The sequence below is a fragment of the Mycobacterium sp. ITM-2016-00317 genome, from assembly GCF_002968295.1.
Taxonomy (GTDB): Bacteria; Actinomycetota; Actinomycetes; order Mycobacteriales; family Mycobacteriaceae; genus Mycobacterium.
The window spans coordinates 3,815,610-3,829,344 of the sequence record NZ_CP134399.1; the positions used below are offsets into that span (position 1 = coordinate 3,815,610).

Consider the following 13,735-nt stretch of genomic DNA (forward strand, 5'->3'; position numbering starts at 1 on the left):
TCTAGTCAATGTGCCCAGGAGCTCGGATAAGCTCGATGCGTGCCGTCGGTAACCAGAAAGCCGCAGGCCGGTCGTCAGGAGCGGCGCGAGCAGATCGAGCGCCGACTACTCGAAGCGACCGACCGGCTGATGGCCGAGGGTGCGAGCTTCACCGAGCTCAGCGTCGACCGCCTCGCCACCGAAGCGGGGATCTCCCGGGCGAGCTTCTACATCTACTTCGAGGACAAGGGCCACCTGCTGCGCCGGCTGGCATCCCAGGTTTTCGGTGATCTCTCCGCGGCTGCAGCGCGCTGGTGGTCGGTGACGGCCCGCCGCGATCCCGCCGACGTCCATGCCGCAATGACTGCGATCATCGCCGCTTATCGCCGACATCAGCCGGTACTCGTCGCCCTCAACGAGATGGCGCCGTACGACTCGGCGGTCGGCCAGACCTATCGCGAACTGCTCGCGGAGGTGAGTGAGAGTTTCCAGGCCGTGATCGTCGAAGGCCAGGCCGCGGGAACCATTCGGCGCCAACTCTCCCCGGAGACGACCGCCCACACTCTCGTGTTGATGGTGGAGCGGTCCTGTCAGCAGAATCTGCCGTCGAAGCCCTCGTCGTTCGACGCCGAGCTCGCTGCTGTTCTGACCGAGATCGTCTGGGGCGCACTGTATCTGACTCCCGCATTGCCCTAGACCGCGACGAGGTCGTCGGCGTGCACGGCGGGCCTGCGCATCTCGGCAGGCAGATCCGAGGTGGACCGGCCCAGCATGGTCGCCAACTCGGCGGCGTCATAGGCCACCACACCGCGGGCGACCATCGTGCCGTCCTGGTTGCGGAGCTCGACGACGTCGCCCCCGTAGAACCGGCCGGACACCGCCGTGATGCCGGCAGGAAGAAGCGAACGGCGCTGCCGCACCACGGCTCTCACCGCTCCGTCATCCAGGGTCAACGCGCCGGCGGCCTCCGCGGCGTAGCGCACCCAGAACCGCCGCGCCGACATCCGCTCCTGACGCGGCGCGAACACCGTGCCCACCGACGCGTCGTCGAGTGCGACGGCGGCGTCGGAGGCCGCGGCCAGCAACACCGGCACCCCGGCATCGGCGGCCAACAGGGCCGAGGACAGCTTCGACACCATGCCGCCGGTGCCCAGATCACTGCCGCGGCCCGCTGTCACGCCTTCGAGGTCGTCGGGCCCGGCTACCTCGGGGATGAACCGCGCCGGGTTGTCCTTGGCCGCCTTGCGGGGATCACCGTCGTAGAGACCGTCGATGTCCGACAGCAGGATCAGCGCGTCGGCGCCGACGAGGTGGGCCACCAGCCCCGAGAGCCGGTCGTTGTCGCCGAACCGGATCTCGTTGGTGGCCACGGTGTCGTTCTCGTTGACGATGGCGACCGCGTGCAGCGCACGCAACCGGTCCAGGGTGCGCTGGGCGTTGTTGTGCTGCACGCGCATCGAGATGTCGTGAGCGGTCAGCAGCACCTGCCCCACGGTGCGCTCATACCTGCCGAACGCCGCGCTCCACGAGTTGATGAGGGCCACCTGCCCGACGCTGGCCGCGGCCTGCTTGGTGGCCAGGTCGGTCGGCCGTCGGGACAGACCGAGCGGCTCGATGCCCGCCGCGATCGCGCCCGAGGAAACGATCACCACATCCGAACCGGCCCGCATTCTCGCCTCGATGGCATCGGCCAGTGACTGCAGCCGGTTGGTGTCGAACTCCCCCGACGGCGTCGTCAGCCCGGTGGTGCCGATCTTGACCACCACCGAGCGCGCCTTACGGATCGCCTCCCGGTGGGCGCTCATTCTTCGGGTTCGCTCTGCCTGCGCGCCTTCCGTGCGGCCTTGCGCTCGTCGGCCCCGACCCGGTCGGTCTGCTCCAGACGGATGTCGGTGCCGCGTCCCGACAGGTACACGTCGACACCGGCCGGGGTCTGCGGCTCCCAGTCGAAGGTCATGTCGCCGATGGTCACCGCGCATCCGGGTTTGGCGCCGAGCTTGATCAGCTCGTCCTCGACGCCGAGGCGAGCCAGCCGGTCCCCGAGGTAGCCGACGGCTTCGTCGTTCTCGAAATTGGTCTGGGCGACCCAGCGTTGCGGCCGGGTGCCCTTGACCACGAAGCCGCCTTGACCGTCGGGTTCGACGGAGAACGCGGTCTCGTCGACCGGGACCGGCCGGATCACCGGTCGGCGCGGCACCACGGCGGGCTGGCTGGCCCGGTAGGCGGCCACCATGTCCCACAGCGCGAACGTCAACGGCCGCAACCCTTCCCGGGCGACGGTCGAGATCTCGAACACCGGCCAACCGAATTTGGTGGCGATGTCCTCGCGCACGAAGTCCGCCAGTTCGCGGGCGTCGGGAACGTCGATCTTGTTCAGCACCACCGCGCGGGGGCGCTCGGCGAGATCACCCAGGATCGAATCACCCTGCAGCGTCGGCGTGTACGCCGCGATCTCGGCCTCCAGCGCCTCGATGTCGGAGACGGGATCGCGGCCGGGCTCCAGGGTCGCGCAATCGACGACGTGCACGAGCACCGCGCAGCGTTCGATGTGCCGCAGGAAATCCAGTCCGAGGCCGCGGCCTTCCGAGGCGCCGGGAATCAGTCCCGGAACGTCGGCGACGGTGTAGGTGTGTTCGCCGGCGGAGACGACACCGAGATTGGGGGCCAGCGTGGTGAACGGGTAGTCGGCGATCTTCGGCTTGGCGGCCGAGATCGCGGACACCAGTGAAGACTTGCCTGCCGACGGGAAACCCACCAGGCCCACGTCGGCGACGGTCTTGAGCTCCAGCGTGAGATCGCGGGCCTCACCCTTCTCGCCGAGAAGCGCGAAGCCGGGCGCCTTGCGCGCCCGCGAGGCCAGGGCCGCGTTACCGAGTCCGCCGCGGCCGCCTGCAGCGGCTTCGAAGCGGGTGCCGGCACCGACCAGATCCGCGAGGATCTGGCCGTGTTCGTCGAGTACGACGGTGCCGTCGGGGACCTTGACCTCCAGATCGGCGCCCGCGGCGCCGTCCCGGTTGCTGCCCGCGCCCTGCTTGCCGCTGGGCGCGGCCACGTGCGGGTGGAAGTGGAAGTCGAGCAGCGTGTGCACCTGGGGGTCCACGACGAAAACGACGCTGCCGCCGCGTCCGCCGTTACCGCCGTCGGGGCCGCCGAGCGGCTTGAACTTCTCGCGGTGAACGGAGGCGCACCCGTTGCCGCCGTTACCGGCCCGCGCGTGGATGACGACGCGGTCGATGAACCGGGGCATTGGAGGTCCTTTCCATGACGAAATCTACGTTCTGTCGGCCTGCCGCGAAGCCCGCCGCGAACGTGGATCTCGCGTGAAGGTCAGGCCTCGGGAGCCGCTCCGGCGGCGACGTCGACCGACGGGCGGATGACGCGAACAACGTTGACGGTCTTGCGACCGCGCTTGCTGCCGAACTCGACGGCGCCGGGGGCCGTGGCGAACAGCGTGTCGTCGCCGCCGCGGCCGACGTTCACGCCGGGGTGGAAGTGAGTGCCGCGCTGGCGGACCAGGATCTCGCCGGCCTTGACGACCTGGCCGCCGAACCGCTTGACGCCGAGCCGCTGCGCGTTCGAGTCACGACCGTTGCGTGAGCTCGAGGCGCCCTTCTTGTGTGCCATGTCTGTCGCTCCCGTCGTTACTTAATGCCGGTGACTTTGAGGACCGTCAACTGCTGACGGTGACCCTGCCGCTTGTGGTAGCCGGTCTTGTTCTTGAACTTGTGGATGCGGATCTTGGGGCCCTTGGTGTGCTCGAGGACCTCGCCGGTGACCGCGACCTTCTCCAGCGCCTTCGCGTCGGTGGTCACGTTCGCACCGTCGACGACCAGCGCGACCGGCAGCGAGACCGAGGCGCCGGGCTCCACGTCGAGCTTCTCCACCTTGACGATGTCGCCGGCCGCGACCTTGTACTGCTTGCCACCGGTCTTGACGATCGCGTACGTGGCTGTTTTGGCTGCCATCGCTAGGTATCTCCTGCTTTGCGTGCGGGCGCGCATCACCCGGGGTGTGCGTGCGGGTCTGGGTGGGATCTGATCCCGTCTCCGGCCCGCCGTGGCGGGCCCTGGAGACAACTGGTCAAGGGTACGTGACCAGCGGGTAGAGAATCAAACCGCGTCAGTCGGCACTGGGCGGACCAGCGGGTCGAGCGGCGGCGCGGCGCCGCTGCCTGCGGACAGGACGAGCTGTGACGACCGGTTCCGGCTCCTCGTCCTCGTCGTCGGAGTCCTCGTCATCGGAGTCCTCGTCGTCTTCATCGTCGGAATCCTCGTCGTCCGAGTCGTCGTCGTCCGAGTCGTCCTCATCGTCCGAGTCGTCCTCGTCGAGCGGATCGATTTCGTCGTCGTCATCGTCGTCGTCGTCTTCGTCGTCATCGAGGTCGATCTCGTCCTCGTCGGAGTCTTCGTCGTCGGCATCCTCGTCATCGGAGTCCTCGTCGTCGAAGTCTTCGTCGTCGAGGTCTTCGTCGGTGCCGCGGCCGGTCACCGTCGCTGCGGCGACGATGTCGATCTCGGCGACCTCCTCCGGCGCCACGCCGGTGTCGTCGTCCTCGTCCTCGTCCTTGCCGTTGGCTGCGGCCATCGCCTTGAACATCGGGTGTTCACCGGGCGAATGCGCCGGCACCTTGGGCACCTGGACTTCCTGCTCGGGCCGTGCGCCGCGCTTGCCCCGCTTGCTGCGGCGCCCGCCCCCGGCGGATTCGGTCTTGCGGTTGCCCGCGGAGCCCGACGACGAGTCCACCGGGTCGCCGTGCAGCACGATGCCGCGGCCTGCGCAGTGGCTGCACGTCGTCGAGAAGGCCTCGATCAGGCCGGTGCCGAGCTTCTTGCGGGTCAGCTGCACGAGGCCCAGCGAGGTGACCTCCGAGACCTGGTGGCGGGTGCGGTCGCGGGCCAGCGCCTCGGTGAGGCGGCGCAGCACCAGGTCGCGGTTGGACTCGAGCACCATGTCGATGAAGTCGATGACGATGATGCCGCCGATGTCGCGCAACCGCAGCTGCCGGACGATCTCCTCGGCGGCCTCGAGGTTGTTGCGGGTGACGGTCTGTTCGAGGTTGCCGCCGGAGCCGGTGAACTTGCCGGTGTTGACGTCGACGACCGTCATGGCCTCGGTGCGGTCGATCACCAGGGTGCCGCCCGAGGGCAACCACACCTTGCGGTCCATCGCCTTCGCGAGCTGCTCGTCGATGCGGTGTACGGCGAACACGTCGGGACCGTCGGGTGAGGCGGGCTCGTACTTCGTCATCCGCGGGAGCAGCTCGGGGGCGACGGCGTTCACGTAGTCGGTGATGGTCTTCCAGGCGTCCTCGCCGGAGACGGTCAAGCCGGTGAAGTCCTCGTTGAACAGGTCGCGGATCACCTTGACCAGCACGTCGGGCTCTTCGTAGAGCGCGACCGCGGCGCCGGCCTTCTTCTTGGTGATCTCGGCGGCCTTGGCCTCGATCTCGGTCCAGCGCTTCTGCAGACGCTCGACGTCGGAGCGGATGTCCTCTTCCTTGACGCCTTCGGAAGCCGTCCGGATGATCACCCCGGCGTCGGACGGGACGACCTCGCGCAGGATCTCCTTGAGGCGCTGGCGCTCGGTGTCGGGAAGCTTGCGGCTGATACCGGTCGACGATGCACCCGGCACGTAGACGAGGTAGCGGCCGGCCAGCGACACCTGAGTGGTCAGCCGGGCGCCCTTGTGCCCGACCGGGTCCTTGCTGACCTGGACGACGACGTAGTCGCCCGGCTTGAGGGCCTGCTCGATCTTGCGCTGCGCGCCGCCGAGGCCTGCGGCCTCCCAGTTGACCTCACCGGCGTAGAGCACACCGTTGCGGCCGCGGCCGATATCGACGAACGCCGCCTCCATCGAGGGCAGCACGTTCTGCACGATGCCGAGGTAGATGTTGCCGACCAGCGACGCCGAGGCCGCCGAGGTGACGAAGTGTTCGACGACGACGCCGTCTTCGAGCACCGCGATCTGCGTGTAGCGCGCACCTTCGTGCGGCGGTTCGCTGCGGACCTTGTCGCGGACCACCATCATCCGCTCCACCGCTTCCCGGCGGGCCAGGAACTCGGCCTCGCTCAGGATCGGGGGACGACGCCGCCCCGCATCGCGCCCGTCCCTGCGCCTCTGCCGTTTGGCTTCCAGCCGGGTCGAGCCGCTGATCCCCTGGATCTCGGAGTCCGAGGACGGCTTGTCGCCGCCCCGGTTCGACTTCCGCGGTTCGCGTTCGTGGACGACGGTGTTCGGCGGGTCGTCGGGCGACCCGTTGCCGTCGCCGTCATCGTCGGAGCCGGACTTGCGGCGGCGGCGACGGCGACGGCGACGGGTGGTGCCGTCACCACCGGAGCCGTCGTCGTCGCTGCTGTCGTCGTCGGAGTCCTCGTCGGTCTCGGACTTGTCGGTGTCGGTGTCGCCGTCGGCGTCCGAGTCCGCGGATTCGTCGCCGTTCTGCTCACCGCGACCGCGTCCCCGACCGCGCCGCCCACGCCTGCGGCGTTTGGCGGCAGGCCGGCCTGCTCGTCGTCGGTGTCCGAGCCGGAGTCGTCGTCGGAATCCTCGTCGGAGTCGTCGGCCTCGTCGTCGCTGTCGTCGAAGTGGTCGTCGAAGCGCACCGGCTTGGGCGCGACGAACAACGGCAGATAGTCGGCGGGCTCGCCTGCCGGTGCGGCCGGGATCTCCAGGATCAGCCGCGACTCGGGCTCTTCTTCGACAGCCTGCTCGGGCTCGGGGGTCACAGCCTCAGGCTCGGGCGTCACAGCCTCAGCCTCGGGCTGTGCGACCTCGGCCTGCGTGACCTGCGGAGCCTCGGGTTCGGCGGCTTCGGCCTGCGGGGCCTCGGGCTCGACAACCTCGGGCTCGGGGGCGGCAAGCACCTCCCGCACCCGGTCGGCCTCCTCGCGGCCGATGGTCGAGTGAGCGCTGCGGGCGCGGCCGTCGAGTTCGATCAGCGCATCGATGATCCGCCTGCTGGTGGTGCCGAGCACCCGGGCCAGCGAATGGACCCTCAAGCGCTCAGGCGTCGGCGCGTCCTTGGTAGCCCCGGACGAGTCTGCGGCGAGCCGGGGCTCTTCCGCGGGGTCGTGGGTCGGTGCCTGAAGATTTTCATTGTCGGCCACGTATTCTCCTCAAGCCCCCGGGCGCGTCATCTGGTGACGCGGCCACGCGAGGGCTTTTTGATTTTGTATCCGGGCTAGCTGCTCCCGAACGTCCTATGGTCTTGCTCCGAGCGATCCCGAAGGAACGAACTCGGCGCCGGTCTGAATGATGGCTGGACGGTCCGCGCCCTCCCGCGGGTAAGCGGTGGTCGCGCTGTCGAAGTCTTCATTCGGATGCTCAGCCCGGGTTGTAAGGCCGATCACCCGCGACCAGTATCCCACACGTCGGAGAGTGCCCCGCGAACGCGGGGCGACCCGGGCGGGGCGGCCGCTAGCGGCCGGGGAACCAGAGGTCGATCTCGCGGGCGGCCGAATCCGCCGAATCCGACCCGTGCACCAGGTTGAACTGGGTCTCCAGGCCGAGGTCGCCGCGGATGGTGCCGGGCGTGGCCTTCTCCACGGGATCGGTCCCGCCGGCCAGCTGCCGGAACGCCGCGATGGCCCGCGGGCCCTCCAGGATGGCCGCGACGACGGGCCCCGAGGTGATGAACTCCAGCAGCGACGGGAAGAACGGCTTCCCTTCGTGTTCGGCGTAGTGCGCGCGGGCAAGGTCGTCGCTGACGTTCTTCAGCTCCAGGGCTGCGACGGTCAGGCCTTTTGCTTCGATCCGGCCGATGATCTCGCCGATGAGGCGGCGTTGCACACCGTCGGGCTTGATCAGGACGAGAGTTCGCTCAGTCACGACGAACAGACTAGTCGTCGCCCCGCTGCTGCCCGGGAAGCAGGCCTCGCTTCTGCCGGCGCAGCACCTCCGCGCGCAGGTAGGCGATCAGCAGCCACACCACCAGGAACAGCACGCCGATGAAACCCACACCCGGATAGAGCAGCCACCCGGCGACGAGGATGAGCTGTACGCCCAGGTTGGCCCAGATCGCCCACGGACGTCCCTGGATGCCCGCCATGAGCACCAGCAGCACCGCGAATCCGACGACGTAGCCCGTCGAGACCGGGGTGAGCCCGGGCCCGACCGCGCCGACGACGGGCAGCGCGAGCAGCACGACGATGGCCTCCAGGATCAGCGTCCCGGCCATCACCCCCCGGAAGCTCTTCCACGGATCGGGCGGCTGCTGCGTCATGCGGGGTCCTTTCCGAACAAGGTCCGCGCGGCACCCGCGGTGACGACAGAGCCGGTGATCACGATGCCGGCGCCGCTGAGGCCGGCGGCGTCGCCGTCGCTGCCGGAATCCTCGACCAGTGCGGTCGCGGTCTCGATCGCGTCGGGCAGGGTCGAGGCGGTGATCACTCGTTCGGGACCGAAGATCTCCTCGGCCTTGACCGCCAGCGCGGCCACCTCCAGCGCCCGCGGTGAACCGTTGTGCGTGACCACGATCTGGTCGAGCACGGGCTCCAGGGCGGCCAAGATGCCGTCGACGTCCTTGTCCCCCATCACCGAGACGACGCCGACGAGATACCGGAAGTCGAACTCGTCGCGCAATGCCTCGGCGAGCGCCAGCGCGCCACCGGGATTGTGCGCGGCGTCGATGAACACGGTTGGCGCACTGCGCATCCGCTCCAGCCGCCCAGGCGAGGTGACGGCCGCGAAACCCGCCCGCACCGCATCGATGTCGAGTTGGCGGTCGGCGCCGGCGCCGAAGAACGCCTCGACCGCCGCCAGCGCCAGCACGGCGTTGTGCGCCTGATGCTCACCGTGCAAGGGAAGGAAGATCTCGTCGTAGACGCCGCCGAGCCCCTGCAGCCGGAGCATCTGTCCGCCGATGGCGACCTGGCGGCCCAGCACCGCGAACTCCGAATCCTCGCGCGCCACAGCCGCATCCGAGCGCACCGCCTGAGCCAGCAGCACCTCCATGGCCTCGGGAACCTGTCGCGCCAGCACCGCGACGGTGTCGGTCGGCACCAGGTCGTCGGCTTGGCGGGTGATGATTCCGGCCTTCTCCCCGGCGATCTCGGCGATCGTGTCACCGAGGTAGTCGGTGTGATCGACCCCGATCGGGGTGACGACCGCCACCGGTGCGTTCACCACGTTCGTGGCGTCCCAGCGGCCGCCGAGGCCGACCTCGACGACGGCGACGTCGATGGGCGCATCGGCGAACGCCGCGAAGGCCATCGCGGTGACGACTTCGAACTTGCTCATCCTCGGGCCCGGTCCGTCACCGAGAACCCCCGCCTCGGACTGCTGGTCGACGAGTTCGACGAACGGCTCGACCTCCCGGTAGGTCTCGACGTAGGTGGCCGGGCTGATCGGCTTGCCGTCGATCGAGATGCGCTCGACCGCGGACTGCAGGTGCGGGCTGGTGGTGCGTCCGGTGCGCCGGTGCAGCGCGGTCAGCAACGCGTCGACCATCCTGGCGACCGAGGTCTTGCCGTTGGTCCCGGCGATGTGGATCGACGGATACCCCCGCTGGGGCGACCCGAGCAGTTCCAGCAGCGCCGAGATCCGCGCCGTGCTCGGTTCGATCTTGGTCTCCGGCCAGCGCTGGTCGAGCAGGTGCTCGACCTGGAGCAGCGCGGCGACCTCGTCGGGCGTCGGCTCGGCGGGGCTCATCGTCGCCGCCCCTGCCCGCGGGCGGTCATCGGGGCAGTCCGGCCAGGCGGGCGGTGATCCGCTCGACTTCCTCGCGCGCCACCTGCTGGCGTCCCCGGATCTTGTCGACCACCTCCGCGGGCGCCTTGGCCAGGAACGCGTCGTTGCCCAGCTTGGCGGTGGTGCCCGCCAGCTCCTTCTCGGCGGCCGCCAGATCCTTCTCCAGGCGGCGGCGTTCGGCGGCCACGTCGACGGTGCCCGAGGTGTCGACCTCGACCACCACGGTGCCACCCGACAGCCGCACCTCGACCGACGCGGACGCGGTGAAGTTCTCGTCCCCCTCGGTCAGCCAGGCCAGCGCGCGCACCGCCGGGACGTGGGCGTCCATACCCGCGGTGTCGATGCCAGACAGCCGGGCAGGCACCCGCTGCCGGTCGGCCAGCCCCTGGTCACTGCGGAACCGGCGCACCTCGGTGATCAACTTCTGGGCGTCGGCGATCCGCTGGGCGGCAGCCTGATCCAGCGCGTATCCGGTGGGGGTGGGCCAGTCCGCGACGACCAGCGACTCCACATTTCCCGTCGCTTCGCTCGCCCCGGCCCGCCCGGTCAGCGTCTTCCACAGCACCTCGGTGACGAACGGCATCACCGGGTGTAGGAGTTTGAGCAGCACGTCGAGCACCGTGGCCAGCACCGCCGTGGTGTGCGAGACACCTTCGCCCAGCTGCACTTTGGCGAGCTCGACATACCAGTCGCAGAACTCGTCCCAGGCGAAGTGGTACAGCGCCTCGCAGGCTCGGCTGAACTCGTAGGCATCCAGCGCCGCGTCCACCTCGGTGCGGACCTCTTCGAGCCGGCCGAGGATCCACCGGTCGGCGTCGGTCAGTTCGGGCGTAGGCGGCAGCGGCGCGGGGCTGGCGCCGTTGAGCAGCGCGAAGCGGGTCGCGTTGAACAGCTTGGTCGCGAAGTTACGCGACGCGCGGGCGTGGTCCTCGCCGATGGCCAGGTCGCCGCCCGGGCTGGCGCCGCGGGCCAGTGTGAAACGCAGCGCGTCGGCGCCGAACTTCTCCACCCAGTCCAGTGGGTCGATGCCGTTGCCGCGGGACTTGCTCATCTTGCGGCCGAACTCGTCGCGGATCAGGCCGTGCAGGAACACGTTCTCGAACGGCACCTGAGGGCGCTCGTCTTTCCTGGCCGCGTCACCGGTGATGGCGGGGTCGTCACCGACGAAGGTGCCGAACATCATCATCCGGGCCACCCAGAAGAACAGGATGTCGTAGCCGGTGACCAGCACGGACGTCGGATAGAACTTGGCCAGGTCGGGGGTACGGTCCGGCCAGCCCATCGTCGAGAAGGGCCACAGCGCCGAACTGAACCAGGTGTCCAGCACGTCCGGGTCCTGCTCCCAGCCCTCCGGCGGCGTCTCGTCGGGCCCGACGCAGACCGTCTCGCCGTCGGGGCCGTGCCAGATCGGGATGCGGTGGCCCCACCACAGCTGGCGCGAGATGCACCAGTCGTGCATGTTGTCGACCCAGGAGAACCACCGCGGCTCCAGGCTTGCCGGATGAATCACGGTGTCCCCGTGACGAACTGCGTCGCCGGCCGCCTTGGCCAGGGACTCCACCTTGACCCACCACTGCAGGCTGAGCCGGGGCTCGATCGGTTCGCCACTGCGTTCGGAGTGTCCGACGCTGTGCAGATAGGGCCGCTTCTCGGCGACGATGCGGCCCTGCTCGGCGAGCGCCTCGCGGACCGCGACTCGCGCCTCGAAGCGGTCCATTCCGTCGAACTGGGTTCCGGTGTCGCAGATCCGGCCCTTGGTGTCGAGGATGGACGGCATCGGCAGCTGGTGCCGCAGACCGATCTCGAAGTCGTTGGGATCGTGTGCGGGTGTGACTTTGACTGCGCCGGTGCCGAACTCGGGATCGACGTGGGAGTCGGCGACGACGACGATGTCCCGGTCCAGGAACGGGTGGGCCAGCGTCTTGCCGACCAGCGACCGGTACCGCTCGTCGTCGGGGTGCACCGCGATCGCGGTGTCGCCGAGCATCGTCTCCAATCGGGTGGTGGCCACCACGATGTGCGGTTGCGCGTCGTCCATCGAGCCGTACCGGAAGCTCACCAGTTCGCCCTCGACGTCCTCGTACTTCACCTCGAGGTCGGAGATCGCGGTCTCCAGCACCGGTGACCAGTTCACCAGCCGCTCAGCCTGGTAGATCAGGCCGGCGTCGAAGAGCCGTTTGAAGATGGTGCGCACCGCGCGGGACAGGCCCTCGTCCATCGTGAAGCGGTCGCGGCTCCAGTCGACGCCGTCGCCGAGCCTGCGCATCTGGGCTCCGATGGTGCCGCCCGACTCGCGCTTCCAGTCCCAAACCTTCTCGATGAACTGTTCGCGACCGAGGTCCTCCTTGCTGGTCCCGGCCGCGGCGAGCTGCTTCTCGACCAGGGTCTGGGTGGCGATGCCTGCGTGGTCCATGCCGGGCAGCCACAGCACCTCGTAGCCCTGCATGCGTTTGCGGCGGGTCAGCGCGTCCATCAGCGTGTGGTCCAGCGCGTGACCCATGTGCAGGCTGCCGGTCACATTCGGTGGCGGCAGCACGATCGAGTACGGCGGCTTGTCGCTGGCGGGATCGGCGGTGAAGTAGCCCGCCTCGACCCAGCCGTCGTAGAGGTCGGCCTCGACCGCCCCCGGATCCCAGGACTTGGGCAGGGCGTCGAGCTCGGGGAGGCGCCGGGTGTCGTCGGCGGCATCGGGCTGGGAGGTCACCGAGCCATTCTAGGAAGCGTCCGCGAACAGGTTCGTGCCGCCCGACGGGCGCAGGCCGGATCGTGGGGGCCCGGTGCGGTCAGTTCAGCCGCGACACGTCCAGCGTCACCCCTGCGGCGGGCAGCCGGGCCAGCAGCGCGTCGCCGATGGCCGCCGCCGGGGTGAGCACCCCGTGCAGGTCAGAGAGCTTGTCGCGGTCCAGCGCGAGGGCCAGCCCGCTCTCGCCGAGCAGCACCGAGGTCGCCTTGTAGCCGGGGTCGCCCTGCTGGGACATCCGCGCGACGTAGCGGGCGCCGGTCGAGGTCGTGGCGTAGGTCTCGACGGTGTAGTGACCGCGTTCCCGGGTCTGCTCGCTGGGGCCGGTGCCCGGTTTGGGCAGCACTCGCTCCAGCGCCCCGCGCGGCACCCGGTTGAGGAACCGACTGCCCAGGCCCATGGTCGCGACGTTGCCGGCGGTGGCCATCGCGGCGATCAGCGGCGCGCCGATCGAGCGGCCCGTGCTCATCTGCTCGGCGTACTCGAACCGCCGGCCGTAGGCGTACTCCAGCAGCGCGTTGCTGCGCCGGACGATCCGGGTGTTGGGCAGCGCCATCGGGAACGCGCCGACCCAGTAGCCGTCGAGTTCAGGGGCGATCTCCCGGCCGCGCCGCCACCGCGCGTCGGGCTGCGCGCCGAGTTCGGGCTCGGCGGCGCGGTCCGGGCTCAGCGTGTACGGGTCGTTGAGCAGCCGCCGCGCCTCGGGGTCCAGCGAGGCCTCGCGGGCGAGTTCGGTCATCGACGCCACGGTGCCGCCGGACACCCCGCCGGCGAACGAACGCACGACGAAGTTGGTGTCCCCGAGATCGCCGGCGCCGTCGCGCTGTGCAGCGCGGTACGCCGCGAACACCGTCAGGTCCGACGGGATGGAGTCGAAGCCGCAGGCGTGCACGATCCGGGCGCCGTTGTCGGCGGCCTGCGCGTGGTACTGGTCGATGCACTGGCGCACGAACAACGTCTCGCCGGTCAGGTCGGCGTAGTCGGTGCCTGCCGCCGCGCACGCCGCGACCAGCGGCAGGCCGTACCGCAGATAGGGGCCGACCGTCGTGACCACAACCCGGGTGCCGGCCGCCACCTCGTTCAGCGTGGAGGGCTGCGACGCATCGGCGACGATCAACGGCCAGTCCTGCGCGGCCTCACCCAGCGAGTCCCGCACCGCCATCAGCCGGTCCGCGGAGCGGCCCGCCAGCGCGATGCGGGCATCCGTTCCCGTTTCGGCGAGGTACTTCGCGGTCAGCCTCCCGACGAATCCGGTGGCTCCGTACACCACGAGGTCGTGTTCTCGGTCGCGGGTGTCTGCGCTCATGGCAACCGACGCTACCCGAGGAT

The 13,735-nt window shown here is 69.6% G+C and carries 10 protein-coding genes and 1 pseudogene; 1 reads left to right on the top strand and 10 read right to left on the bottom strand.

Features of this window, described 5'->3' with window-relative positions; all coding sequences use genetic code 11:
• Positions 1-39: 39 nt before the first annotated feature.
• On the top strand, positions 40-675 hold the full coding sequence (locus C6A87_RS18140; protein ID WP_311113557.1) for a TetR/AcrR family transcriptional regulator: 636 nt from the start codon (positions 40-42) through the stop codon (positions 673-675).
• On the opposite strand, the gene proB is transcribed toward C6A87_RS18140, so the two are convergent.
• From proB to C6A87_RS18190, 10 genes and pseudogenes are all read right to left on the bottom strand, one after another.
• Entirely contained in the window at positions 672-1,784 is a 1,113-nt protein-coding gene (gene proB / locus C6A87_RS18145; protein WP_311113558.1) for a glutamate 5-kinase, read from the bottom strand. The two genes, C6A87_RS18140 and proB, sit on opposite strands and share 4 nt — an antisense overlap.
• On the bottom strand, positions 1,781-3,226 hold the full coding sequence (gene obgE / locus C6A87_RS18150; protein ID WP_311113559.1) for a GTPase ObgE: 1,446 nt from the start codon (positions 3,224-3,226) through the stop codon (positions 1,781-1,783). Before obgE ends, proB begins: the two co-directional genes overlap by 4 nt.
• 80 nt (positions 3,227-3,306) lie before the next feature.
• Positions 3,307-3,603 (bottom strand): 50S ribosomal protein L27, encoded by a 297-nt coding sequence (rpmA, locus tag C6A87_RS18155; RefSeq protein WP_311113560.1) that lies wholly within the window; start codon positions 3,601-3,603, stop codon positions 3,307-3,309.
• A 17-nt stretch (positions 3,604-3,620) separates the two neighbouring features.
• Positions 3,621-3,944 carry a 50S ribosomal protein L21 gene (rplU, locus tag C6A87_RS18160; protein ID WP_003928426.1) on the bottom strand — a complete coding sequence of 108 codons (324 nt, stop codon included), beginning with the start codon at positions 3,942-3,944 and terminating at the stop codon, positions 3,621-3,623.
• A 154-nt stretch (positions 3,945-4,098) separates the two neighbouring features.
• Positions 4,099-7,085, bottom strand: a pseudogene (locus C6A87_RS18165) (Rne/Rng family ribonuclease).
• A gap of 310 nt (positions 7,086-7,395) precedes the next feature.
• On the bottom strand, positions 7,396-7,806 hold the full coding sequence (gene ndk, locus C6A87_RS18170; protein WP_311113561.1) for a nucleoside-diphosphate kinase: 411 nt from the start codon (positions 7,804-7,806) through the stop codon (positions 7,396-7,398).
• A 10-nt stretch (positions 7,807-7,816) separates the two neighbouring features.
• Positions 7,817-8,200, bottom strand: coding sequence for a DUF4233 domain-containing protein (locus tag C6A87_RS18175; RefSeq protein WP_311113562.1), 384 nt, complete (start codon positions 8,198-8,200; stop codon positions 7,817-7,819).
• Positions 8,197-9,627, bottom strand: coding sequence for a folylpolyglutamate synthase/dihydrofolate synthase family protein (locus C6A87_RS18180; RefSeq protein WP_311113563.1), 1,431 nt, complete (start codon positions 9,625-9,627; stop codon positions 8,197-8,199). Before C6A87_RS18180 ends, C6A87_RS18175 begins: the two co-directional genes overlap by 4 nt.
• 25 nt (positions 9,628-9,652) lie before the next feature.
• Positions 9,653-12,370, bottom strand: a complete 2,718-nt coding sequence (locus C6A87_RS18185; protein WP_311113564.1) for a valine--tRNA ligase — start codon at positions 12,368-12,370, stop codon at positions 9,653-9,655.
• A 79-nt stretch (positions 12,371-12,449) separates the two neighbouring features.
• Positions 12,450-13,712, bottom strand: a complete 1,263-nt coding sequence (locus tag C6A87_RS18190) for a trans-acting enoyl reductase family protein (RefSeq protein ID WP_311113565.1) — start codon at positions 13,710-13,712, stop codon at positions 12,450-12,452.
• Positions 13,713-13,735: the final 23 nt, after the last annotated feature.